16 protein-coding genes, 4 tRNA genes, 1 rRNA gene and 2 pseudogenes are annotated in these 25,467 nt (G+C 29.4%); 6 read left to right on the top strand and 17 right to left on the bottom strand.

The features are described 5' to 3' along the window. Positions 1–32 precede the first annotated feature (32 nt). Positions 33–353 (top strand): cell division protein SepF, encoded by a 321-nt coding sequence (locus tag ACRCZX_RS04535; RefSeq protein ID WP_438581749.1) that lies wholly within the window; start codon positions 33–35, stop codon positions 351–353. Positions 354–445: 92 nt separating this feature from the next. On the opposite strand, the gene rrf is transcribed toward ACRCZX_RS04535, so the two are convergent. The 12 genes and pseudogenes from rrf to ACRCZX_RS04475 all read right to left on the bottom strand — a co-directional run bounded on the left by rrf (position 446) and on the right by ACRCZX_RS04475 (position 12,492). Next, positions 446–562, bottom strand: a 5S ribosomal RNA gene (gene rrf / locus ACRCZX_RS04530). 67 nt (positions 563–629) lie between these two features. Continuing rightward, positions 630–1,823, bottom strand: a pseudogene (locus ACRCZX_RS04525) (AAA family ATPase); the annotation flags it as partial. 540 nt (positions 1,824–2,363) lie between these two features. Next, positions 2,364–3,737: pseudogene (locus ACRCZX_RS04520) on the bottom strand (Clp protease N-terminal domain-containing protein); the annotation flags it as partial. Positions 3,738–3,766: 29 nt separating this feature from the next. Then, positions 3,767–4,069: a cysteine-rich small domain-containing protein gene (locus tag ACRCZX_RS04515; RefSeq protein ID WP_438581748.1), complete on the bottom strand. Its 303-nt coding sequence runs from the start codon at positions 4,067–4,069 to the stop codon at positions 3,767–3,769. 100 nt (positions 4,070–4,169) lie between these two features. Continuing rightward, entirely contained in the window at positions 4,170–5,081 is a 912-nt protein-coding gene (locus ACRCZX_RS04510) for a DUF1385 domain-containing protein (RefSeq protein WP_438581747.1), read from the bottom strand. Between the two features lie 19 nt (positions 5,082–5,100). Continuing rightward, positions 5,101–5,982 (bottom strand): ABC transporter permease, encoded by an 882-nt coding sequence (locus ACRCZX_RS04505; RefSeq protein WP_438581746.1) that lies wholly within the window; start codon positions 5,980–5,982, stop codon positions 5,101–5,103. Then, on the bottom strand, positions 5,982–7,031 hold the full coding sequence (locus tag ACRCZX_RS04500) for an ABC transporter permease (RefSeq protein ID WP_438581745.1): 1,050 nt from the start codon (positions 7,029–7,031) through the stop codon (positions 5,982–5,984). Before ACRCZX_RS04500 ends, ACRCZX_RS04505 begins: the two co-directional genes overlap by 1 nt. Continuing rightward, the gene (locus ACRCZX_RS04495; RefSeq protein WP_438581744.1) at positions 7,024–8,544 is read right to left on the bottom strand and encodes an ABC transporter ATP-binding protein; all 1,521 of its coding nucleotides are present in this window, start codon (positions 8,542–8,544) and stop codon (positions 7,024–7,026) included. Before ACRCZX_RS04495 ends, ACRCZX_RS04500 begins: the two co-directional genes overlap by 8 nt. A 90-nt stretch (positions 8,545–8,634) precedes the next feature. Next, entirely contained in the window at positions 8,635–10,146 is a 1,512-nt protein-coding gene (locus ACRCZX_RS04490) for a SpoIIE family protein phosphatase (RefSeq protein WP_438581743.1), read from the bottom strand. Beyond that, positions 10,147–11,076, bottom strand: coding sequence for a hypothetical protein (locus ACRCZX_RS04485; protein ID WP_438581742.1), 930 nt, complete (start codon positions 11,074–11,076; stop codon positions 10,147–10,149). Between the two features lie 60 nt (positions 11,077–11,136). Next, the gene (gene rapZ, locus ACRCZX_RS04480) at positions 11,137–12,006 is read right to left on the bottom strand and encodes an RNase adapter RapZ (protein ID WP_438581741.1); all 870 of its coding nucleotides are present in this window, start codon (positions 12,004–12,006) and stop codon (positions 11,137–11,139) included. Between the two features lie 102 nt (positions 12,007–12,108). Then, positions 12,109–12,492: a GrdX family protein gene (locus tag ACRCZX_RS04475; RefSeq protein ID WP_438581740.1), complete on the bottom strand. Its 384-nt coding sequence runs from the start codon at positions 12,490–12,492 to the stop codon at positions 12,109–12,111. A 404-nt stretch (positions 12,493–12,896) separates the two neighbouring features. On the opposite strand from ACRCZX_RS04475, the gene ACRCZX_RS04470 reads away from it, so the two are divergent. From ACRCZX_RS04470 to ACRCZX_RS04460, 3 genes are all read left to right on the top strand, one after another. Next, positions 12,897–13,949: a carbamoyl phosphate synthase small subunit gene (locus ACRCZX_RS04470; RefSeq protein WP_438581739.1), complete on the top strand. Its 1,053-nt coding sequence runs from the start codon at positions 12,897–12,899 to the stop codon at positions 13,947–13,949. 43 nt (positions 13,950–13,992) lie between these two features. Beyond that, on the top strand, positions 13,993–17,199 hold the full coding sequence (gene carB / locus ACRCZX_RS04465) for a carbamoyl-phosphate synthase (glutamine-hydrolyzing) large subunit (RefSeq protein WP_438581738.1): 3,207 nt from the start codon (positions 13,993–13,995) through the stop codon (positions 17,197–17,199). 205 nt (positions 17,200–17,404) lie between these two features. Further along, a complete protein-coding gene (locus ACRCZX_RS04460; protein ID WP_438581737.1) occupies positions 17,405–20,011 on the top strand; it encodes a cation-translocating P-type ATPase in 2,607 nt (868 codons plus the stop codon). Positions 20,012–20,088: 77 nt separating this feature from the next. On the opposite strand, the gene ACRCZX_RS04455 is transcribed toward ACRCZX_RS04460, so the two are convergent. The 5 genes from ACRCZX_RS04455 to hflX all read right to left on the bottom strand — a co-directional run bounded on the left by ACRCZX_RS04455 (position 20,089) and on the right by hflX (position 22,265). Next, positions 20,089–20,165: transfer RNA gene (locus tag ACRCZX_RS04455), tRNA-Met, on the bottom strand. A gap of 2 nt (positions 20,166–20,167) precedes the next feature. After that, positions 20,168–20,243, bottom strand: a tRNA-Ala gene (locus ACRCZX_RS04450). 3 nt (positions 20,244–20,246) lie between these two features. Continuing rightward, positions 20,247–20,321, bottom strand: a tRNA-Glu gene (locus ACRCZX_RS04445). Positions 20,322–20,338: 17 nt separating this feature from the next. Beyond that, a tRNA-Gly gene (locus ACRCZX_RS04440) sits at positions 20,339–20,414 on the bottom strand. 57 nt (positions 20,415–20,471) lie between these two features. Next, a complete protein-coding gene (hflX, locus tag ACRCZX_RS04435) occupies positions 20,472–22,265 on the bottom strand; it encodes a GTPase HflX (RefSeq protein WP_438581736.1) in 1,794 nt (597 codons plus the stop codon). 178 nt (positions 22,266–22,443) lie between these two features. Here hflX and ACRCZX_RS04430 point away from each other — a divergent pair, with 178 nt between their 5' ends. Both ACRCZX_RS04430 and ACRCZX_RS04425 read left to right on the top strand, forming a co-directional pair. After that, a complete protein-coding gene (locus ACRCZX_RS04430; protein WP_438581735.1) occupies positions 22,444–23,616 on the top strand; it encodes a dicarboxylate/amino acid:cation symporter in 1,173 nt (390 codons plus the stop codon). A 186-nt stretch (positions 23,617–23,802) separates the two neighbouring features. After that, positions 23,803–25,434 (top strand): Na/Pi cotransporter family protein, encoded by a 1,632-nt coding sequence (locus ACRCZX_RS04425; RefSeq protein ID WP_438581734.1) that lies wholly within the window; start codon positions 23,803–23,805, stop codon positions 25,432–25,434. Positions 25,435–25,467: the final 33 nt, after the last annotated feature.

The following is a 25,467-nucleotide window of genomic DNA, read 5'->3' as shown; positions in this document are numbered from 1 at the left end:
TGTATAATTTTATTAAAAAGGATGGTGTATAAATGGCAGATTTTGATATAATTTTTTTAAAGCCTAATAGATTTGAAGATTGCCTAAAATGTGTAGAGCATATAAAAGCAGAAAAAATAGTACATATAAATTTATGTGATTTAGACTCAGAAAAGTCTCAAAGAATTTTAGATTTTATTAGTGGAGCAGTTCATATACAAGAAGGACAAATTATTAATCCAGGAGATAAGATATATTGTTCACTTCCTAAGAACAAAAGTTATCAATTAGATTATAGAGAAATTAAAAATAATATAACGAATCCAAGATTTGATGAAGAAGAGGAAATAATTCCAATATACAATAGAAGATAAAACTAAAAAGGCCAAAAGGTCTTTTTTTTTAAGAGAAAATCTATCGTAGGAAAATAGATTAGAATTCTTGGTAAATTACAAAAAATAAAAAAACTTGGCAACTTCCTATCCTCCCAGGGGGCTGCCCCCCAAGTACTTTCAGCGTTTACGGGCTTAACTTCCAGGTTCGAAATGTGACTGGGTGTACCTCCGTAGCTATCGTTACCAAGCTATACAATTATAATAACATTTTTTCAAACAAAAGTCAATAAAAAAAATGGGTAAAACCCATTTTTTTTATTTTATAATTTCAAAAACTAAATTGTTATCGATATAATCAACTTTAATAGTTTCTCTTTCTTTTACTTCACCTTTTAAAATAATTTTAGCAATTTCAGTTTCCAAATATTTTTGGATATAACGTCTTAATGGACGAGCTCCAAATAAAGGGTCGTAGGCTGTTTTAGATAAGAAGTCTATTGCAGCTTCAGTAGTAATAAAATTAATTTTTCTATCTTTTAATTTTATTTCAAGAGTTTTTAAAAGTTGATGAACTATATTTTTAATTTCATTAATTCCAAGTCCTTTAAAAATAATGGTTTCATCAATTCTATTCAAAAACTCAGGTCTGAAATTAGAAAGAAGCATTTTATTAATAAGTTCTCTTGTTTCAGGCTTTAAAGAAGGATCTTCTAAAATTAAGTGACTTCCAATATTAGAAGTCATTATAATTAATGAATTTTTGAAATCGACAACTTTTCCTTGTCCATCAGTTAAACGACCATCATCTAAAACTTGAAGTAAAATATTAAAAGTATCAGGATGAGCTTTTTCAATTTCATCAAAAAGTATAACAGAGTAAGGTTTTCTTCTAACAGCTTCTGTAAGTTGTCCACCTTCTTCATAACCAACATATCCTGGTGGTGCACCGATTAATCTAGTTACAGAGAATTTATCCATATACTCACTCATATCTATTCTTAAAACATTTTCTTCATCGTCAAATAGGAAGTATGCCAAAGATTTAGCTAAGTAAGTTTTACCAACACCAGTGGGTCCTAGAAAAACAAAAGAACCAATAGGTCTGTTAGGATCCTTAAGTCCAGCACGAGCTCTTAAGATAGTTTCAGAAACAGCTTTAACGGCTTCATTTTGTCCAATCACCTTAGCATTTAAATTTGCTTCTAACTGTAATAGTTTTTCTTTTTCACTTTCCATTAATTTTGAAAGAGGAATACCAGTCCATTTTGAAATAATTTCTGAAATTTCCTCAATTCCAACTTCTTGTTTAACCAATCTACTCGTAGAAGATTCTTCAATACGTTTTTGTTCTTCAATTAGTTTTTTTTCTAAAGTGGCAAGATCTCCATATTTTAATTCAGCTAATTTATTTAAATCATATTTTCTTTCAGCTTCTAAAATTTGAAGTTTAACTTTTTCAATTTCAGACTTAATATCCTTAATTTTATTTAAATCTTGTTTTTCATTTTCCGATACAATAAATATATACATTCAAAAAAATTATTTTATTTTTAAATTTATTTATATATTTATCTTATTCACTGTAAAACGCAACTCTTACAGCAGTCTTTTCATTTCTGATAGACCTCTTATGCTTTCACATAAGCGTAGACTATATGTTTTTCTCTAATTTATATTTTATAGAGAACGGAATTTTTCCACTACCATTAGCTTGTAGTGTACTCCCCCTCAAGGGGATAGTCGTTAGACGTCTTGCATATCGTTTTAAGACTTAGCACTTTCGTAACGGAACTACCATTAAACCACCCTTAGTGCCTAATGTATCTTATCTATCACTTATAAGACCTAATTAGATTTTTTTCAACATAGGCTATCCTTATTGTTTTTTCTGCTTTCGCCACATTCACACTTACCATTTCTAGTTATGTTGTAGTCAACAAGGCTTTAGGTTTTCCACCGTTTTAACACCTTTAGTACGCACCCCTCACGAGATACGCAGGGCTTTTAATTAATTAAATTTATTACAATTTAATGTAACTATTTTGTTACCCATTGAATTTTTAAAATAGATTTATTTTGAATTAAGTTAGAAAGTTCTTTTTGTAAAGTTTCAAGTCTTTCTTTTGAATATAGATCAGTTTCTTTTTTTAAAGCTTCTTTTTCAATTTCAAGTTGCATAACTTTCCGAGTTAGTTGATCTAATTCTTCAGGCATAGAATCCATCTCAGTTCTAATCATAGCTGCAGCTTCATCAATTAGGTCTATAGCCTTATCAGGCAGCTGCCTATCTGTGATATAACGGTTACTAAGTACAGCCGCTTCAACGATAGCGCCATCGCTTATTCTTATACCATGATAAACTTCAAACTTTTCTTTTATTCCTCTTAAAATAGAAATTGTGTCTTCAACAGTAGGTTCATTAACCAAAACAAGTTGAAAACGTCTTTCAAGTGCGGGATCTTTTTCAATATATTTTCGATATTCATCTAAAGTAGTAGCACCAATAACCCTGATTTCACCTCTAGCAAGCATAGGCTTTAAAAGATTACCAGCATCCATAGCGCCATCGGACTTTCCAGCTCCAACTATAGTATGTATTTCATCTATAAATAAAATAATTTCACCATCAGAATCTTCAACTTCTTTTAAAACCGCTTTTAAACGCTCTTCAAATTCACCTCGAAATTTTGCACCAGCAATTAGAGATCCCATATCTAAAGAAAAAACTTTTTTATTCTTTAAAGAATCAGGAACATCTCCATTTAAAATTCTTTGTGCAAGACCTTCTGCAATAGCTGTTTTACCAACTCCAGGTTCACCAATCAAAACAGGGTTGTTTTTAGTTCTTCTAGAAATAATTTGAATAGTTCTTCTAATTTCACTATCTCTTCCTATAATTGGATCAATTTTTCCTTTTCGCGCAAGTTCAACTAAATCACGACCATATTTTTCTAAAACTTCATACTTTACTTCTGGATTAGGTGAATCAACTTTTTTATTTCCTCTGATTTCTACAATATTTTTTTTAAATAAAGTATAATCAATACCTAAACTATTTAAAAAAGAAGTTTTAGATAAAAGTGATAGAAAAATATGTTCTACACTAATATATGAATCACCCATAGATTCCATTAATACCTTGGAATCACTTAAAACTTCATTAGTTTTTTGATCTATTCCTATTTGTGTAAAAGTTCCAGTTACTTTAGGTAGCTTATTACAAATGTTTTCTAGTGATGCTTGTAAAATTTTACTATCTAATCCCATCTTTGTTAAAACTCTAGTTATTAAACCTTCTTTGTGGGCAACAAGTGCTAGTGCTAAAATTTCAGGCTTAATATTTTGTTGTGAATAAGTTTGTGCTAAAGTTTGTGAATCGGTTAATGCAAGCATTGAGTTTTCTGTAAAATTATTAGGATTCATAAAATCACCTCTTCTTAAAAAATATTTTTTTACTTTAAATTAACAATTTTATCTTCTTCTCCAATATCTTTAAGATGTTTATTTCTTACAATTTCTAAAACAGTCATCATTTTTTTTTGGATATGATCATATCCAATATCTTTTATATGTGGCAAAATACAATCTGAACAGTCTTTAATTCCTCCAACAGTATGTTTATACTGACCACCGCACTCATTTCCTAACATATAAAGTGGACAATAACAGAACAAGCAGTTAAAATCCTCTTTGTTCTCTATTTTATGGCACGGAAAAAATTCACAATTTTTATTCTGATTAAACTTATAATTCATAAAGAACCTCCTAAAATAAAATATAATTAAAATATACTACTGTATAGTTATAAAATCAAGAAAATAAAAAAAAATCTAAAGTTTAACTTTAGATTTTTTTTTATTTAAATATTTCAGTTGCATTTTCTATAGGTTTATTTAAAACTACTTTTATAGCAACAATAGCAACTTCAAGTTGATCAAAATCAGGCTCTTTAGTTGTTATCTTTTGTAATGCCATTCCAGGCGCTGCAATTAATTTAATAAACCAGTTATCTAGATGATTACTAGTATATCTTTGAAGTTCATAAGAAATTCCTGCAATTAAAGGCATAAATAGAACTCTTAGAACTACCTTAGTAAGTAATTTTGCCGTAAAACTACTCGGTGGTGGAAGAATGAAATCTAAGCTTGTAAAAACTATTATAGCAATAAACATAACTATAAGAAGAAAGCTAGTTCCACATCTAGGGTGTAAAGTTGTAAACTTTGCAGCATTTTGAGGAGTTAAATCGAGTTGCTTTTCATAAGCATATATGGATTTATGTTCTGCTCCATGGTATTGAAATACTCTTTGAATATCTTTAGAAAAAGAAATTAAAAATATATATAATATAAAGAATGATAATCTAAGTCCAGCTTCAGATAAATTACTATATATTTTATTATCTTTAAATAAAAAACTACTAACGACAGAAGGTAAAATAATAAAAAGGCCAATTCCTAAAGCTAAAGAAGCAACAGTTGTCATAATAGCTTCTTTTTGAGAAAGTTCTCCTTCTTCAGCTTCAGCTTGATTAGCTGAAAAAGTAAGCTCTTTCACTCCTAAAACTAAAGAGTCAAAGAGAGTGATTGCACCTCTTATAAAAGGTATTGTAGAAAGTATATTTCTATTTTTTGATATTATTGTTTTTTTATAAACAATTTTACCGTTAGGTTTTCTCACAGCTGTAGCAATTAGGTTAGAATTTCTCATCATAACCCCTTCTATAACAGCTTGTCCACCTATACTTGAAAATTTTTCTTTACTCATTTTGAACACCCCTAATTAGTTAGATTGTATTTTTATCATAAGGTTTTCCAGAAGCACTAGGTGCAACGGCTTTACCAACAACTCCAGCTAAAGCTAAAAGAGTTAATAAGTAAGGTATCATCTGTATAAATTGAGGCGGAATAAATGTAACATATTGTTGTATAACTGTTTGCCCTGCATCAGCAAATCCAAAAAGTAAACTTGCAAATAAAACACCTTTTGGTTTCCATTTGCCAAAAACGAGAGCAGCTAAAGCAATAAAGCCTCTTCCAGCTGACATCTCTTTAGAGAATTGACTAAGAGAACCAATAGATAGGTATGTACCACCAAGACCAGCAAAAACTCCTGATAGAACAACACCTAAATATCTTACATTAGCAACACTGATACCCACAGTATCAGCAGCTAAAGGATATTCTCCAACAGCTCTCATTCTTAAGCCTGTAACTGTTTTATATAAAAAGTATCCAGATCCAATTGCAAGTCCATATATAATGTAAGTTAGTAAAGAGAAATTAAATAATAAAGGAATTCTAGTTGCAGAAGGACTATTTGAAGCTTGTTCAAATAAAACTCTAAGCATAAAAATTGTAAATCCAGAGGCAAAAAGATTAATAGCAACTCCAGATACAGTTTGGTTTCCTCTATATTTAATACTAATTATAGCATGAATTAAAGCAACTAATCCACCAGATATAGCTCCAGCGAAAATACCAAGAACCCAACTACCAGTATAATAAGAAACTACAGCAGAGGAAAAAGCACCAATAAGCATCATTCCTTCAAGACCAATATTAACAACACCACAAACTTCAGAAAACATTCCACCAATAGCTGTAATAAGAATTGGAGCAGCTTGCCTGATTGTAGCTAAAATTAAACTAAAAATAATATTCCCCATTATTCTGCTCCTCCTTTTGATCCTTTTTCTAACCAAGATCTAATCATATTTTCAGCAGCAATTAATAAAATAATTATAGCTTGAATCATTATAACCATTTGGCTAGGGACACTTGTATTAAATTGCATAGATCTTCCACCAACTCTCAAAGCAGCAAATAAAATTGCAGCTAATAAAGCTCCGAGAGGATTATTTTTTCCAAGTAAAGCAACAGCGATTCCATCAAATCCATAAGTTGCAGTTAAACCAGTTTTATAAGCATATTGTCCAACTCCACCAAGAACTCTTTCAACTCCACCAAGTCCAGCAAGAACTCCAGAGATACCAAGAGTTAAAACAATAATTTTTTTAACATTAATACCGTTATTTTCAGCTGCGGTAGGATTGTAACCAACAGCTTTTATATGGTATCCTAAAACTGTTTTCTCAAGAATAAACCAAACTAAGAAAACACAAACTAAAGCGATAATAAATCCATAATTTAAAGGAACTCTAACATCTAATAGTTTTCCTAATCTAGCTCCTACAACCACAGCAGGAGTTTGTGGATTAATTCCAGGAGCTTTAAGTGGATAATTTAAAGCGTATTGTTCAAAACTAACCGCTATATAGTTAAGCATAATAGTAGAAATAACTTCATGAACACCCAATTTAGCTTTTAACCAACCAGCAATTGAAGCCCATAAGAATCCAGCAGCTCCTCCAATTATTAAAATAACAAAAACATTACTGACAAAAGTATTGGCAACAAAACCACCAACAGCAGCAGCAGCAAGTCCAGCCATAGTCATTTGTCCTTGAGCACCAATATTAAACATTCCACCTTTAAACGATATAAGAACAGATAGTCCAGTAAAAATAAGTGGTGTAGCTTCTAATAATGTTCTAGCAATTGGAGTAACTCCGTCAAAAGCTCCTGTGAATAAGTAATAATAAGCTTTTGTAGGACTTTCACCCATATAGAAAATTATAATTGCTCCGATTAACAATGCTAATAAAACAGCAATAAAAGGAACAATTGCATTTAAGATTTTTTTATTTTTAATCAATTTTACCACCCGCCATAAGAATTCCAATTTTTTCTTCATTTGCTTCTTCTCTAGAAAGAATTCCTGTTATTTTTCCAGCACACATAACTGCTATTCTATCTGAAAGATTCAAAATTTCAGATAACTCAGATGAAACGACCATAATGGCTTTACCTTTTTCTTTTTCGTTTAATATAAGTTTATGAATTGATTCAATAGCACCAATATCAACACCTCTAGTTGGTTGTCCAGCAATAATAAGACTGTTATTTTTCTTTTCTAGTTCTCTAGCAACAATAATTTTTTGTTGATTACCACCAGAAAGTCTTCCAAAATCAGTATCAACACTTCTAGGTCTAACATCATACTTGTCCATAAACATTTCAGCGTCTTTTCTTAATTTAGAGAAGTTAAGAAGTCCAAATTTAGAATACTCATCTCTTTCTAATCCAAGAGCAAAGTTTTCCATTACACTAAATTGTGAAATGGCAGCTCTTTTATGTCTATCTTCTGGAATATGAGCTAAACCAAGTAAAGATATTTTTCGAGGAGTTTTTCTCTTTAATATAATATTATCAAGAATCATTTCGCCAGAAAAATTTTCTTTAAGTCCAGTTAAAGCTTCAACAAGTTCAGTTTGTCCACTTCCTTCAACTCCAGCTATTCCTAAAATTTCACCTTCTTTTATTTCAAAGGTAGCATCTTCAACTTTAATAACTCCAAACTGGTCCTTAACACCAACATTTTTAATTGATAAAACAGTTTGTCCGATTTCAACTATAGGTTTTTCAGTTGTAAATAAAACAGCTCTACCAACCATAGCATTGGCAATTTTTTCTTTAGTGGCTTCAAGAGTTGAGAAGTTAGCTATGTCAGCACCTCTTCTAATAACAGTTATATTATTTGATATATCTAATACTTCTTGAAGTTTATGAGATATAAAAATAATAGTTTTTCCTTCTGCAATTAAATTATCCATAATTTTATAAAGTTCTTTAATTTCTTGTGGTGTTAAAACAGCTGTAGGTTCATCAAATACTAATAAATTAGCACCTTTAAAGAGTATTTTAAGTATTTCAACTCTTTGCTGCATACCAATTGAAAGATTAGAAATTAAAGCGTCGGGATTAATTTCAAGACCATATTTTCTTGAAACTTCAAGAACATCTTTTCTAGCTTTGTGTATATCTAAAGATAATCCTTTTTTTGGTTCTACACCTAAAATCATATTTTCTGCAACTGTTAAAGTAGGAACGAGCATAAAATGTTGATAAACCATACCAATCCCTATTTCTGCAGCTTTACCTGGTGAATCTATTTGCACTTCTTTTCCTTTGTAGAATATTTTTCCAGAAGTTGGAGTATAAAGACCATTTAACATCTTCATAAGCGTTGACTTTCCAGCCCCATTTTCTCCAACGATAGCATGCTTTTCACCTTCTAAAATTTTTAAAGTAATATCGTCATTGGCGACAACTTGTCCATCTAAGAAAGTCTTCCTGATGTTCTGCATTTCTAAGATATAATTATTCACTTAGAATCCTCCCTAATTTTTTTTTAAATTACGTTTAAAAAAATAATCTCGTAAAATTATATTATTTTATACTAAAGTAGTCAACTGTTTTTATTCATCTCGTTTTATTACTACAAATGTGATATCATCATTTTGTTCACAACCGTTTTGAAAACTATTAACTTCAGCAAGTAGTCTTTTCTTGATTTCTTTAGAGGAAAGAGAAGAAGTTTCCATTAATATATTTTTTAATCTTTCAATTCCAAAGAGGTCTTTGTTAATATTTTCAGCTTCTGTAATACCATCTGTATAGTAAATAACAACATCACCAATATTAAGTTTAATTTCACCTTGTTTATAATTATAGTCATCTAAAAATCCAATAGCAACTCCTTTTACAGAGTGAGACTCAATAGACTGAGTAAGACTGTTATAGACTACTAATGGATTATGGCCAGCATTTGAATAAGTTAAAATTTTTGTATCATAATTATATTTGCTGTGCATCATAGTGATAAACATATCTTCTGTAATATCAGGATAAATCAGCTTATTAAGCTTTTTAACATTGAAACAAGGTTCTTCACCTTGAAGTTCAAGAGTTTTTAAAACAGATCTAACCAATGCCATAAGAAATGCTGCAGGAACTCCTTTTCCACTCACGTCAGCAATCGTAATACTAAAAATTTTTTCATTTAAGAGAGAATAGTCATAGTAATCTCCACCAATTTCTTTTGCAGGTTCAAAAAAAGTAGCGACATCAAGACCTAAAACTTTTTGAATTTTTTTAGGAATAATTCTTTTTTGAATTCTTGAAGCTACTTCTAACTCTTGGGACATTCTTTCTTTAATAACTAAATCTGAATATATTTGAGCATTATTAATGGCAATAGCTACTTGTATAGTAAGTGCAGAAATAGTTTCTTCATCACTTTTGATAAGTTTAGATTTATCTTCAATGATAAAAATAACACCTAATTCTTTACCTTTTACATTAAGTGGTGAAGCAATAATTTTTTCATCACATGTAAGTGGAAAGCCTTTAAGAAGTTCAATATAGACATTTTTATAATCTTTTCGAGTGAATTGAGATAAAACTTCTTCAGGATAACTTAATTCACCTTTGAAATAGATATCACCTTTAATTCTTTTATTTTGAAGCTTACCGTCTTCCCAAAGATACAAAGATATTCTTTTAGCTCCAGTTAAAACAAAATAAGCATCAAGAATTGTAGAAATTATTTTATCTAGTTCCATAATTGAAAGAACAGTTTTAGACAAAGAATTTATATTAGATAAACTAGCTACTCTTTGCTCTAGAACTTGATTGCTGTATTCAAGTTGTTTAGATTTAGTAAGTAGAGACTCATAAGTTACTTCGAGTTCTTTTTTATAATCTTTAAGTTCTTCAATAGAGTTATCAAGCTCTAAATCTTGCTTTTTGATAGCCGCAGTAGCTCTTTCATAATCATTTTTTAAATCTTCTGATAAATCATCTAAAAATTCTTTGCTTATAAAACTTTTTAAAATTTTACTCGTTTCTTCAAAATTTCTTTTTTCCATTTTTTTTATAATTAAAAAGAAAATAAATGATAAAATAATAAAAGCAAAATATGTAATCAATTATTTAGCCTCCCAATTATAAAACTTAACATCCAGAGAGTCAATTTCATTGTTTACTTTCAAATCTTTTCTTTGCCATTTTAACAAATCGGAAACTGACTTAGAATTTCTAGAAATTTCTTTTAATTTATTAAAAGAAGTTATAAAAATTAAGTTTGAAGTAAGTGTAAAATCTTCTGTTGATAAAAAGTTTTTACCATTTCCGTTGAATAGAACTAATGAGTTAGGAAGAACTTTAAAACCTGAATACCCATTAGACTCTTGGAAGATAACAGGATTAGTAAGTAAATTTATATCTGATGTATTAGAAGCTAAATATAAAGGTTTATTTTTAATGTTAGATTCTTCTAAATAAACAAAATTATTTTTTAATTTATTAAGAGATTCAATTATAATTTTTCTACTTATTAAAATATCTTGCATAAGTAAACTTTTATCAAGCTCTGTATATAGAAATTCAGAATTATACATAGTTTCATTTTTTGTAATCTTTAAAAGTAGATAATATTGTTGATTTAATAATTTTTGAATATCTCCAGCGTTTGTAGGAGTAGGAATATTCAGTTCTTGAAGAATTAATTTGTCGTTATCATTTAAATCTTCAACAATTTTCATTCCAATAATCTCTTGATCAAACCATCCATTTTTTAAAATAGAATTAAAATCATCTTGAATATCTTTGGTTATAATTAAATTTATACTATTTTTTTGAACTTCATTAAGTTCTGATAGATTTTGGCTTAAATCATTGTAAAAATTAATTTTATCTTTGTAAAGTTTTGGATAAGATAAAGAAATTAAAGTGAAGTTATGTTTTCCTTTTAAAAGAGAGCTTTTAAAAGAAATATTTTGACTATGGTCTTTTCTATTTGAAAATTGAGAACATCCAATTAGAGTAATTAAAGAAAAAAGTAAAAGAATTTTTTTCATAATTATTAAATCATCTCCTTTATTTTTAAAATTTCAGACTTTAAAGAGTGAGTATAAATCTTACCAATTACCTCGCTCTTTTTCTCTGTGCATAGAATAAATATTGATATCTTCGATATTGTTTAAATCTTTTTGTAATCTTCTAACAAAAGAAACGGATCGGTGTTGGCCACCACTACATCCAATACCAATAGTTAGATGTCTCTTTTCATCTTTTATATACGATGGAATTAAAAATGTAACTAAATCTAAAATTTTATTGTATAAAGTTTGAGAAGATTCAAAACTCATAACATAATCAAAAACATCATCATTAAAACCATTTTTTTCTCTTAATTCTTCTAGATAATAAGGATTAGGAAGAGTTCTTACATCAAATATCATATCTGCATCAATAGGAACACCATGTTTGAAACCAAAAGATTGTAAATGGATATTCAAAAGAATATTTTTAGAAAAAGAAGCAACAGCGGTTTCAATTTTTCTCGAAAGTTCTTTAGCGCTTAAAAAACTGGTATCAATAATTAAGTTAGTTTTATCTTTTATATCTTCCATCAAGAAAATCTCATCTTCAATACTTTGTAATAGTGTATTTTTAGTTAAAGGGTGTTTTCTTCTTGTAAGGTTATATCTGTTTAAAAGACACTGTATAGAAGCTTCTAAAAAAATAATTTTGTAATCAATGTTTAAATTATCGATTTCTGTAAAGAAGGTGTTGAAGTCATCCGCATCAATAATAGTTCTAACATCAAGTCCCAAAGCAATTTTTTGTACTTCTTTATTTTTAGCGGAATTCTTTAAATCTTTTAGAATTAAACCAGCAAATCTAAAAGGAATATTATCCATTGTAAAAAAACCCAAATCTTCCAAAGTTTTTAGTCCTGTAGACTTTCCAGAGCCACTAAGTCCAGTTAAAATAATCAACTCCATAATAATTTCCTCCAAATCTATTTTATTTTATTATACAATAAACTAGATTAAAATTATATAAGAAAATAAAAAATGGATAGAAAATAACTATCCATTTTAAAATTATAACAAATTAATTTTAGAGATGCTATCTCTAATTAAGTTTAAATCTATAAATCTAAATTCTTCAAGAGAAACATTTGATTGTTCTTCTTTTGGAATAAAAGTAACTTTTTTTACAATATCGAGAACACCAAGCATTATTTTAATAGAATGAGAATTATCTTCAATTTGTTTATTCGTAATTAATATCGATTTAAAAGGATTACTTTGATTTTCTAAATTATATAGAATTGGATCACTTAAAAGTCTATGACCTTCTAAACATTTTGATTCAACAAAAGTCAAAACTTCATTAATATTATTATCATCTAAAAAAATAACACAATCTGTTTCTTTGAAAAAATTGAAAACTTTATTGTTGTTTGTAATTATATTATAGTCCATAAATTCCTCCTTAGTTTGTGAATGTAATTTTCAGTAATTATATTACAACGTAAATAACAATATATCAAGATTAAAAAAAATAAAATAAAATTATAAGATGAACAATGTATTTTAAATGCACTAGTAGAGCTAATAATGTGCAAAAAAAATAATTGACAAGTTTTTAAAATTAGTATATACTTTCTCTTAGAGCAAAAAAAGGAGGATGAAATATGATTTTTAAAAGCGGCAGAAAAGTAAAAAAAAGAAAAAAAAATCACTTGTCAGTTTTAATTTTATTTATTTCATTTTTTAATAATTTGCTTATGTTTTTCAATTTTATAGTTATTAATTTTAATATTTATATAGATAAGGAATATGATTTTCATATTCCTTTTTTTATGGAAAAAATTTGGGAGGTTTAAATGAAGGGGAAGTTAATTCTTGAAAACGGAATGTGTTTTGATGGAAAAATTTTTGGAGAACTTGGTGAAAGTGTAGGAGAACTTGTATTTAATACAGGAATGACAGGTTATCAAGAGTTATTAACAGATCCATCATACTATGGGCAAATAGTTGTTATGACTTATCCAATGGTTGGAAATTACGGAATAAACCTAGAGGATATGGAGTCTACAGGAATAAAGTTAAAAGGATTTATCATCAAAGAGGATGCTAAACTTCCAAATAATTTTAGATGTGAGATGACATTAGATGGATTCTTAAGACAACATAATGTTGTAGGATTTAAAGGGGTAGATACAAGACATTTAACTAAAATAATTAGAGAGCAAGGAGCTATGAAAGCTCTAATAACTGCAAAAGAGCTTACTCAAAAAGAAATAGATGCACACTTTACAAAGTTTAATAATAGCGATGCTGTAGAACAGGTAAGTACGAAAGAGATATATGAAATTTCAGGAATTGGAAAAAGAATAGGTGTAATAGATTTTGGAGTTAAGAAAAATATTTTAAGATGTTTTGAAAAAAGAGGAATTCATCAGATTGTTTTTCCTTGGAATGTAACAGCAGAAGAATTACTTTCTCATAAATTAGATGGAATATTTTTATCGAACGGGCCAGGGGATCCTGCAGAATTAACAGAAGTAATAAATGAAATTAAAAAATTAGTTGGGAAATTACCGATTGTTGGAATATGTTTAGGGCATCAACTTTTAGCTTGGGCTTTAGGAGGAACAACAACAAAATTAAAATATGGTCATAGAGGGTGTAATCATCCAGTTAAAGATTTAGAAAAAAATAGAATATTCATAACTTCTCAAAATCATGGATACGTTGTAGATAAAGTGCCTGATTCAATGGAAGTTACTCATATAAATTTAAATGATAACTCAATAGAAGGTATGAGAAGTAAAGAGTATAAAATACTATGTGTACAATATCATCCTGAAGCTTGGCCAGGTCCAGCAGATTCAGAGTATTTATTTGATGATTTCTTAAAAGTAATAGAGGGATAAAAGTTTAGGAATTATTTTAGTAGAATTTTCAGGAGGAGAATAAATGTTAGATAAATCAATTAAAAAGACACTGGTAATCGGATCAGGACCAATTATAATAGGACAAGCAGCAGAGTTTGATTACTCAGGGACACAAGCATGCGAAACTTTAAAAAAAGAAGGAATAGAAGTAGTTTTAATTAATTCTAATCCAGCTACAATAATGACTGACAAATCAGTTGCAGATAGAATATATATAGAGCCAATTACAGTTGAATTTGTTGAAAAAGTAATTGCAAAAGAAAGACCAGATTCAATTTTAGCTGGAATGGGTGGACAAACAGCTTTAAATATGGCAATTGAACTTGAAGATAAAGGAATACTTAAAAAATATGGAGTAAAAGTTATTGGAACCTCAGTTGAGTCTATCAAAAGAGGAGAAGATAGAAAACTATTTAGAGAGGCTATGGATAAAATAGGAGAGCCTGTAATAGAGAGTAAAATAGTTGAAACTTTAGAAGACGGATTTAAAGTTGCTAAAGAGATTGGTTATCCTATTGTTGTAAGACCAGCATATACTTTAGGAGGTACTGGAGGGGGAATTGCTGACACACCTCAAGAATTGGAAGATATATTACTAAAAGGATTAAAACTATCTAGAGTTGGTCAAGTTTTAATTGAAAAATCAATCTTAGGTTGGAAAGAGGTTGAATATGAAGTAATTAGAGATAAAGATGGAAATTGTATAACTGTTTGTAATATGGAAAATATAGATCCAGTTGGAATACATACAGGAGATTCTATAGTTGTGGCACCTTCACAAACTCTTTCAGATAGAGAATATCAAATGCTAAGAACATCAGCATTAAAAATAATAAATGAAATAGGAGTAGTAGGAGGATGTAATGTTCAATTTGCTCTTCATCCAAAATCATTCCAATATGCAATTATAGAGATTAATCCAAGAGTTTCAAGATCATCAGCACTAGCTTCAAAAGCTACAGGATATCCAATAGCTAGAGTTGCTACAAGATTATCTTTAGGTTACACTTTAGACGAAGTTATAAATGAAGTAACAGGAAAAACATTTGCTTGTTTTGAACCAGCATTAGATTATATAGTTGTAAAAATACCTAAATGGCCTTTTGATAAATTCAAAAAAGCAAATAAAAGATTAGGAACAAAGATGATGGCAACAGGAGAAATTATGGCGATTGGTAATAATTTCGAAGCAGCTTTTTTAAAAGGATTAAGATCACTTGAAATAGGAACTTATAACTTAGAGCACCCTGTTGTTAAAAAGATGACGATGGAAGAATTAAAAGAGATAGTTGTAAGACCTGATGATGAAAGAATATTTGTAGTGGCGGAAATGCTAAGAAGAGGTTATGTAAAAGATAAGCTTCAAAAATTAACTGGAATAGATAAGTTCTTTATGGAGAAATTAGAGTGGCTTGTGAGACAAGAAGAAATAATGAAAAAAATGGAACTAAAAGATTTAGATGAAAAGTTCTTAAGAAATATAAAGAAAAAAGGATTCTCAGATAAAGGAATAGCTCAGCTTTTAAATATTACTGAGCAAGATATAAGAAGAAAAAGAAGAGATTTATCAATAAATCCAGTTTATAAAATGGTTGATACTTGTGCAGGAGAGTTTGCAGCAGATTCATCATATTTCTATTCAACTTATGACCAATTTGATGAAGTTGAAGTAACAGATAATAAAAAAGTAATAGTTATTGGATCTGGTCCAATTAGAATTGGACAAGGTATAGAATTTGATTACTGTACAGTTCATTCAATTAAAACTTTAAGAAAAATGGGAATTGAAAGTATTATTATAAATAATAATCCTGAAACTGTTTCTACAGATTTTTCAACAGCTGACAGATTATACTTTGAGCCGTTAGTAACAGAGGATGTTATGAACGTAATTGATAAAGAAAATCCAGAAGGAGTAATTATACAATTTGGAGGTCAAACAGCTATAAAATTAGCTAATGATTTGAGAGATCGAGGAGTTAAAATTTTAGGAACTTCAGCAGAAATGGTAGATGCAGCAGAAGACAGAGAAAAGTTTGAAGCTATAATGGAAAAACTAGATATAAAAAGACCTAAAGGAAAAGCTGTATGGGATATTGAAGCTGGAAAAAAAATAGCAATTGATGTTCAGTACCCTGTTCTAGTAAGACCTTCATATGTTTTAGGTGGTCAAGGTATGGAAATTTGTCACGATGAATTTAATCTAGTAAATTATTTAAAAGCATCTTTCGAAAGAGATCCAGAAAATCCAGTTCTTATAGATAAATATTTAAATGGAATAGAAGTTGAAGTTGATGCTATTTGTGATGGTGAAGATATTCTAATACCTGGAGTTATGGAGCATTTAGAAAGAGCAGGGGTTCACTCGGGTGATTCGATAACAATATATCCACCACAAAATCTTTATAAGGGAACAGAAGAAAAAATTGAAGAAATTACAAAAAAATTAGCTAAAGAATTAAAAATTAAAGGTATGATGAATATTCAATTTATCGCTTATGAAAATGAGTTATATGTAATAGAGGTTAATCCAAGATCTTCAAGAACAGTTCCCTATATAGCTAAAATATCAGGAGTTCCTGTAATTGATTTAGCAACAAAAGTAATAATGGGACAAAAACTTAAAGATCTAAATTTTGGAACAGGGATATATAAGAAACCATCAGTTGTAGCTGTAAAAGTACCAGTTTTCTCTACAGAAAAGCTTTCAGGGGTTGAGGTTTCTTTAGGACCAGAAATGAAATCAACAGGAGAGGTTTTAGGAGTTGGACATACAGCAGATGAAGCAATATTTAAAGGTCTTTTAGGTGCAGGAAGAATTCAGTGTATAAGAAATAAAAAGATTCTTTTAACAATAAGAGATAAGGATAAAGATGAGTTTTTACCTGTAGCAAAATCTCTAAAAAATTTAGGATGTCAATTGTTTGCAACAGAAGGAACACAAAAATATTTAGAGGAAAATGAAATTGAAGCAGTAGCAGTGAAAAAGATAAATGAAGAATCTCCAAATATTTTAGATTTATTAAAAAATAGAGATGTCGATTTATTAGTAAATACGCCTACAAAAGCAAATGATGCCCAAAGAGATGGGTTTAAAATCAGAAGAACTGCTATAGAATATGGAGTAGAAGTTTTAACATCTCTTGATACGTTAAATGCAGTTATAAGAGTTCAAGAGTTAAATGTAGATAAGATGGATCTAGATATATTTGATATATCTAAAATATAAAAATAATAAAATACTCAAAGGGAGTAGTCAAAAGTATAATATCAACATCACGATTGAAAAATCTGGTATTATACACCTAAATGGTGACAAGACTTTAAGTGTAAGTTTTAACTTATACTTAAAGTCTTTTTTTTATTTTAAAATGAAAATCTAGCTAAAATTAGTAAATAAAATATGAAAGTAAAATGTTTAAAGGAGGATTTTGATGAATTTTTTTTATTCTAAAAGTAATGATGAGGTAATGAGGTATTTTAATACTTCTGAATATGGATTGAAAAGTAATGATTTGGAAGTATTAAAAGAAAAATATGGAAGTAATATTTTAAATAGCAAAGAAAAAAAGAGTGGTTTTAGAATTTTTTTAGAACAATTTAAAGATTTTCTAGTAATTATTCTTTTAGCTGCGGCAATAATATCTTTTGTTTCTGGGAATAAAGAAAGTACATTAGTAATTTTAATAGTTATAACCATGAATGCTATATTGGGAACTGTTCAGCATTTAAAAGCTGAACAATCACTAGAAAGTTTGAAGAAAATGTCTTCGCCAAAGGCAAGAGTGATTAGAGATGGTCAGAAACAAGAGATAGACTCTTCTCAATTACTTCCTGGAGATATAGTTCTTATTCAAGCTGGAGATATAGTTCCAAGTGACGCAAGAATATTAGAATCATATTCATTGATGGTGAATGAAAGTTCTTTGACAGGTGAATCAGAAAGTTTAGAGAAAATATCTACTGTTATAGATGATCAAAATTTAACTGTAGGAGATCAAAAAAACATGGTTTTCTCAGGTAGTTTAGTTACTTATGGAAGAGCAAAATTAATTATTACATCAATAGGAATGAAAACAGAATTAGGAAAAATAGCTTCACTATTAGATGAAACAGAGGATGCAGCAACACCTTTGCAAAAATCTTTAGAAAAATTTGGACATAAACTTTCAATAGCAATAATAGTTTTATGTATAGCTGTATTCTTTATGAGTATAGCAAGAGGAGTAGCTTTATTGGACTCATTGATGTTTGCAGTAGCACTAGCAGTAGCTGCTATTCCAGAAGCTTTAGGTTCAATAGTTACAATAGTTTTAGCAATAGGAACTCAAAAAATGGCAAAAGAAAATGCTATAATAAAAAAATTACACTCTGTTGAATCTTTAGGATGTGTATCTGTAATTTGTTCAGATAAAACAGGAACATTAACACAAAATAAAATGAAAGTAAAACAGCTATATGTTGATAAAAGAAATATAGATGCAGATAAAATAGATTTGAATTCTAAAATAGAGATGGGGTTATTAAGAGCAGCAATTTTATGTAGTGATGCTGTAAATATAAATGGACAAGAGATTGGAGATCCAACAGAGATAGCACTTGTAAATATAGGTCATAAATACAGTATGGTTGAAAATAAAATTAGAAACAATTATCCAAGATTGAAAGAGTTACCATTTGATTCAGATAGAAAAATGATGAGTACTTTAAATAAAATAGATGAAAGAGATTATCTTATAACAAAAGGTGCACCTGATATTGTAGTGAATAAAGCAAAGTATATTTTAAGAGAAAATGGAGAAGTAGAAATTATAACAGAAGAAGATAGGGAAAATATAAAAACAGCTAATCTAGAATTTGCCCAACTAGGCCTAAGAGTTTTATCTTTTGCAATGAAAGAGTTAGACATTGCTCGAGATTTAGATTTTCAAGATGAAAAGGATTTTATATTTATAGGATTAATAAGCATGATAGATCCACCAAGAGAAGAATCTAGAGAAGCAGTTCAAAATTGTATAAGAGCAGGTATAAAGCCAGTTATGATAACAGGTGATTATAAGGTTACAGCTAAAGCAATAGCAAAAGAAATTGGAATATATAAAGATGGAGATGAAACATTAGATGGTTTTGAAGTAGAGCAGATGACAGATGAAGAATTGTTAAAACACGTAGAAAAAATATCTGTATATGCAAGAGTTTCTCCAGAGCATAAAATAAGAATAGTTTCAGCTTGGCAGAAATTGGGAAAAATTTGTGCTATGACTGGTGATGGAGTAAATGATGCACCAGCTTTGAAAAAAGCTGATGTGGGTATAGCTATGGGAATAACAGGAACTGAAGTATCTAAAGATGCAGCTTCAATGATACTTACAGATGATAATTTTTCAACTATAGTAAAATCAGTTATTATAGGAAGGAACTTATATTCTAATATAAAAAACTCTATAAAATTTTTACTTTCTGGAAATACAGCAGGAATTTTAGCTGTTTTTTATGCATCTTTAATGGGACTTCCAGTTATATTTGCACCAGTACATCTTTTATTTATTAATTTATTGACGGATAGTTTACCAGCAATAGCTATTGGAATGGAACCATCAAGAGGAAATGTTCTAGATGAAAAGCCTAGAGAATCAAATACACCATTGCTTGATAAAAAGCTTTCAATTAAAATATTAATAGAAGGATTATTAATAGCAGTAGCTACAATTGTAGCTTTCTATTTAGGATTTGCGAAGGGTGATTCAAAATTGGGTAGTACAATGGCGTTTTCGACGCTATGTTTAGGAAGATTATTTCATGGATTTAACTGTAGGGGAAATGAATCGATTTTAAAATTAGGAATAACAAAAAATATGTTTAGCATCTATGCATTTTTATTAGGATCAGTGTTATTGTATGTTGTATTAATAGTACCGTTATTTCATAGTATGTTTGCAGTATCAGATTTGACGTTATTGAATTTTCTTCAAATAACACTGTTAGCGTTTGTTCCAACGTTAATTATTCAGATAATAAAATATATAAAGTATAATAAATAGAAACAGGTTGCTTTTTAGCAACCTGTTTCTATTTATAGGTAAAAAAAAACACTCTTTAAGAGTGTTAAAATTCTAAATGGTGCCTAGAAAAGGATTCGAACCTTCGACCGCCCGGGTATGAACCGGGTGCTCTAGCCAACTGAGCTATCTAGGCAATGGTGGAGATAAGCGGAATCGAACCGCTGACCTACGCAGTGCAAGTGCGTCGCTCTCCCAACTGAGCTATATCCCCAAATGGTACCCCGTAGGGGAATCGAACCCCTGTCTATAGAGTGAAAATCTATTGTCCTAACCGTTGAACGAACGGGGCAAAAGTACCAAAATTTATGGAGCGGGAGACGAGGGTCGAACTCGCGACATTCAGCTTGGAAGGCTGACGCTCTACCAACTGAGCTACTCCCGCAATCACAAAATAATAGTACCATAATAAATATTGAATGTCAATGTTTATTATAAAAAATTAAAACTCATTCACAATAAATTTAGAACACTTATTATAAGCTTCATCACTTAAAGTTACAATCATTAAAGTACCATCACCTTCATAAGACTCACTTTCAATTATAGAGTTTCTATGAAGATAAGAATTTATAGATGATTCTGTATATGGAATTAGAAGTTCAACTTTTTTCATAGTTCTAGGTAAAGACGCACTTACTTTATCTATCAACAAATCAATATTAACCTCATTTTTAGCACTTATTTCAATAATATCTAGATGACTATAAAGTTCTTTTAATTTTTGAATTTGTTCTTCTGTAGCAACATCACATTTGTTTAAAACCAAAATAGTAGGTTTGTCAAAAGCACCCAATTCAGTTAAAACATTTTCTACGGATGTAATCTGTTTTACAACAGTTTCGCTAGAAGCATCAACAAGATGAACTAGAAGATCTGAGAATATAACTTCTTCAAGAGTGGACTTGAAAGCTTCTACAAGATCATGAGGTAATTTTCTAACAAAACCAACTGTATCAGTTAAGGCTGTAACTCTTTTATCAGGTAGAATCATAGTTCTAGTAGTAGCATCAAGAGTAGCAAAAAGCATATTTTCAGCAAAAACAGCTTCTTTTCTAACTGTATTATCACTAGGGTACATTTCAACTAAAAGGTTTCTAAGAGTAGATTTACCAACATTAGTATATCCAACAATAGAAACTCTAGGAATACCAGAACTTTCTCTTTTAGTTCTTTGAAGAGCTCGTATTTTTTTTATTTTTTCTAATTCTTGTCTAAGAGCGAAAATATCATCTTTGATTCTTCTTCTATCAATCTCTAATTTTTTTTCACCAGGTCCTTTTGTACCAATACCTCCACCTATTCTAGACATAACACTTCCTAGCCCAATAAGTCTATGACTTCTATATTTAAGTTGAGCTAACTCAACCTGAATTTTAGCTTCTCTAGTTCTAGCTCTTCTTGCAAAGATTTCAAGAATTAAAATAGTTCTATCAATAACTTTACATCCAGTAATGGCTTCTAAATTTTTGATTTGAATTCCACTTAACTCTTCATCAAAAATTATAAGATTAGCATTTTTGATTTGTCTTAAAAGTGCAAGTTCTTTAACTTTTCCACTACCAATATAGAAAATATTGTCTATTCTTTTAATTTTTTGGAAGATTCTTCCAGCGACATTAACTTCACAAGCTCTAGCAAGTTCTTCAAGCTCATCTAAACTTTCTTCAGAATCAACTCCAACAATAATTGCATATTCACTTTCATCCTCAACAACATCATTTTTTCTAAGCTCAGATTCTATATCTAAAGCTTTATCAAGATAGTCAATATCTAAAGTTTTTTCAAGAGAAAGATTTTGAATTTCTTCATATGTAAGCTCTTGATTTTTAATTTTACAATAACCAATATTGATACCAGTAATTTCTGTTTCTGAAACCCCAATAGCTAAAATAGCATCTAACTTTAACTTTAAAAGAGCAGAAATATCAATCATTGAAAGTTTAGAATATCCATTTGGATGTGTATGTATAACTTTTACACCACTTAATTTTTTACTTGAAATTTCAAGAATAGGTAATTCGACACTATTACTATCTCCAATTGCAACTTCTAAAATCCTACCTTTTCTATCAATCGAAACACTAATTTCACGATTAATAAGTCTTGTTATATCAGTAATAAGTTCAACAATTTCATGATTAACGAGTTTTCCTTTTTCTACATTCATACTATAGATATTTTCTAATTCAGCTAAAACGGAATCTCTAATACCTTCAACATTACCTTTTATCATTTTTCACATCCTCAACTCTTAATATAATTTGATTTTTATATTAATTATATTACATATATAGAAAAAATACAAACTTAATGATAGTTTGATAAGATATATTTGCAAAATTAAATATAATGTAGTAATAGTTATACAGTAACTTCTTTATACAAACAAATTTGACTGGGAGGAATGTAATATGAAAAGAATAGGTCTTTTACCAAGATTGATTTTAGCAATTTTGATAGGAATAGGAATAGGAATGACGGGGCTTGAGATTCCAGTCAAAGTATTAGCAACATTTAATGGTATTTTTGGAAACTTTTTAAAATTCTCTATACCATTGATAATAATAGGTTTTGTTGCTCCTGGAATTGGAGAACTTGGAGCAGGAGCAGGTAAATTATTGGGAATAACAACAGCAATTGCATACTTCTCAACAGTGTTATCAGGAACATTTACATATTTTGTAAATACAGCTGTGTTTAAAATGATTTTAAAAACAGGATCAATGGTTTCTAAAGCAGAGAATCCAGAGCATGGACTTTTAGAAGGGTATTTGACAATAAATATGCCACCAATAATGGATGTTATGACAGCTCTATTAATTGCGTTTATTCTAGGAACAGGAATCGCAATAGTAAAAGGAAATGCAATAAAAGATGTTATGAATGAATTTCAAAGAATTGTGGAAGCTATAATTAAAAATATAATTATTCCATTCTTACCTTTACATATAGCAGGAATTTTTGCAAATATGACTTATGCTGGGCAAGTTGTAACAATACTTTCAGTATTCTCTAAAGTATTTGCAGTAATTATTTTATTACATATAACTGTGTTATTAGTAATGTATTTTATTGCGGGAGGAATATCAGGTGGAAATCCAATAAAACTAATAAAAAATATGTTACCTGCATATTTTACAGCAATTGGAACACAATCTTCAGCAGCAACTATTCCAGTAACATTAAATCAAACAAAAGAAAATGGAGTTAATCCAGGAATAGCTGAATTTGTAGTACCATTATGTGCAACAATACATCTGTCAGGAAGTACTATAACTTTAGTTAGTTGTGCTATGGCTATAATGATGTTAAATGGAATGGCAGTAACATTTGGAACAATGCTTGGATTCATATTAATGCTAGGTGTTACAATGGTTGCAGCTCCAGGAGTTCCAGGAGGAGCAGTAATGGCAGCGTTAGGAATAATAGAAACAATGCTTGGATTCCCACCAACATTAACATCAATAATGATTGCACTATATTTAGCGCAAGATAGTTTTGGAACTGCTTGTAATGTAACAGGAGATGGAGCGATAGCTATTATAGTAAATAAAATTGCAGGATTCAAACTTCAAAAAAAATAAAAAACTATTGAAAGGAATGTGAAAAACATTCCTTTTTTAATAAAAATAAAATTGAATGTTAAAATTGTGTAAAAAACAAGTCGAAAATAGGTTTTTTATTTTACAATTTTTAAAATACGTGATAAAATCTAGCTAATTAACTATTTTACTGAAAATTTAAGATTAAAAATACAATTAGGAGGAAAAATGTACTTAGATATTTTTTTAAAAGTTCTCGGAGGACTGGGATTATTCTTATACGGAATGGAGAACATGTCTAAAGGAATGCAAAAAATGGCAGGAGAAAGATTAAAAAAAATCTTAGCATTGCTTACAACAAATCGTATTATGGCAATAATAATGGGAGTTTTTGTTACAGGATTGGTTCAGTCATCATCAGTAAGTACTGTAATGACAATAGGATTTGTAAACGCGTCGCTGTTATCATTAAAACAAGCTTTAGGAGTAATCTTAGGAGCAAATATAGGAACAACAATAACAGGATGGATTTTAGTTTTAAATATAGGTAAATATGGACTTCCAATGGCAGGAGCAGCAGCAATATCAACAATGTTCTTTACTAGTGAAAAAGCTAGAACAAGAGCGATGGCAGTAATGGGATTAGGATTAATTTTCTTTGGATTAGAATTAATGAGTGATGGATTAAAACCATTAAGATCTTTACCAGAATTTGTTTCTCTATTCCATGCATTTTCTGCGAGTAGTTATTCAGGAGTGTTAAAAGCCGCTGCAGTAGGAGCTCTTTTAACAGCGGTAGTTCAATCGTCATCAGCAACACTAGGGATCACAATAACTTTAGCAGTACAAGGTTTAATTGATTACCCTACAGCAGTAGCACTAGTTTTAGGAGAAAATGTAGGAACTACAATAACAGCATTATTGGCATCTTTAAATGCAACAGCAAATGCAAAGAGAGCAGCATATGCACATACAATAATAAATATAACTGGAGTTATATGGGCTACAACTTTATTTAGACCATATTTAAGATTATTAGAAAATGTAGTAGACCCAGTAAATAATTTAACAGCAGCTATAGCAACAGCACATACAATGTTTAATATATTAAATGTAGTTATGTTTGTTCCGCTTGTAGGTTATTTAGGTGACTTCTTATGTAAAGTAGTAAAATCAGATTCACCAGTAGCTAAGGAAAGAGTAACACATTTAGATATTTTAATGGCTGAGACGCCTTCAGTAGTTGTAGAGCAAACTCAAAAAGAGATTTTAGCTATGGGAGTTAAAATAAAAGAAATATTTGGAGAATTAAATCAAGTGTTTACTGGTGAAGAGAAAATAGAAAATCAAGTTGGAAAAATAGAAAAATTAGAGGATACATTAGATTTATTCCAAAAGGAAATTTCAGATGTAAACTTCCGTATATTAAATGGAACATTAGATTATTCAAACACAGAAGATACTAGAGAAAATTTACAAACTTGTGATGAATATGAAACGATAAGTGATTATTTATTAAGAATTGCAAAAACGTTAAAGAAAATGCAAGATAATGGAATTGAATTAAATGATTATAAGAGAACAACTTTAAATAATCTACATAAAAGTGTAGAAACTTTATTTGGTGATATAAATAGAGCTTATGAGTTGAGAGATAAAGATTTATTTATAGATTCAATAAAAAAATGCAATCTTATAAAAGTAGAGTACAAGAAAGCAAGAGCTTCTCATTTAGAGCATGTATCAGAAAATGTAATGCCAGCTATGCTAAGTACAGGATATATGGATATATTAAATAACTACAGAAGAATAAAAGATCATTTGTATAATATAGTTGAAGTTTTTGCAAAAATAAACTAATATAAAAAGAGAGGAGAAATCCTCTCTTTATTA

Source organism: Cetobacterium sp. (assembly GCF_051658645.1).
Taxonomy (GTDB): Bacteria; Fusobacteriota; Fusobacteriia; order Fusobacteriales; family Fusobacteriaceae; genus Cetobacterium_A.
Note: the sequence above shows the minus strand (reverse complement) of the source record. Positions and strands in the feature narration are given on the sequence as shown.

Coding starts and splice junctions, on each gene's coding strand:
- ACRCZX_RS04535 (WP_438581749.1), top strand. CDS start 33: ATGGCAGATTTTGATATAATTTTTTTAAAGCCTAATAGATTTGAAGAT.
- ACRCZX_RS04515 (WP_438581748.1), bottom strand. CDS start 4,069: ATGAATTATAAGTTTAATCAGAATAAAAATTGTGAATTTTTTCCGTGC.
- ACRCZX_RS04510 (WP_438581747.1), bottom strand. CDS start 5,081: ATGAGTAAAGAAAAATTTTCAAGTATAGGTGGACAAGCTGTTATAGAA.
- ACRCZX_RS04505 (WP_438581746.1), bottom strand. CDS start 5,982: ATGGGGAATATTATTTTTAGTTTAATTTTAGCTACAATCAGGCAAGCT.
- ACRCZX_RS04485 (WP_438581742.1), bottom strand. CDS start 11,076: ATGAAAAAAATTCTTTTACTTTTTTCTTTAATTACTCTAATTGGATGT.
- rapZ (WP_438581741.1), bottom strand. CDS start 12,006: ATGGAGTTGATTATTTTAACTGGACTTAGTGGCTCTGGAAAGTCTACA.
- ACRCZX_RS04475 (WP_438581740.1), bottom strand. CDS start 12,492: ATGGACTATAATATAATTACAAACAACAATAAAGTTTTCAATTTTTTC.
- ACRCZX_RS04470 (WP_438581739.1), top strand. CDS start 12,897: ATGAAGGGGAAGTTAATTCTTGAAAACGGAATGTGTTTTGATGGAAAA.
- carB (WP_438581738.1), top strand. CDS start 13,993: ATGTTAGATAAATCAATTAAAAAGACACTGGTAATCGGATCAGGACCA.
- ACRCZX_RS04460 (WP_438581737.1), top strand. CDS start 17,405: ATGAATTTTTTTTATTCTAAAAGTAATGATGAGGTAATGAGGTATTTT.
- hflX (WP_438581736.1), bottom strand. CDS start 22,265: ATGATAAAAGGTAATGTTGAAGGTATTAGAGATTCCGTTTTAGCTGAA.
- ACRCZX_RS04430 (WP_438581735.1), top strand. CDS start 22,444: ATGAAAAGAATAGGTCTTTTACCAAGATTGATTTTAGCAATTTTGATA.
- ACRCZX_RS04425 (WP_438581734.1), top strand. CDS start 23,803: ATGTACTTAGATATTTTTTTAAAAGTTCTCGGAGGACTGGGATTATTC.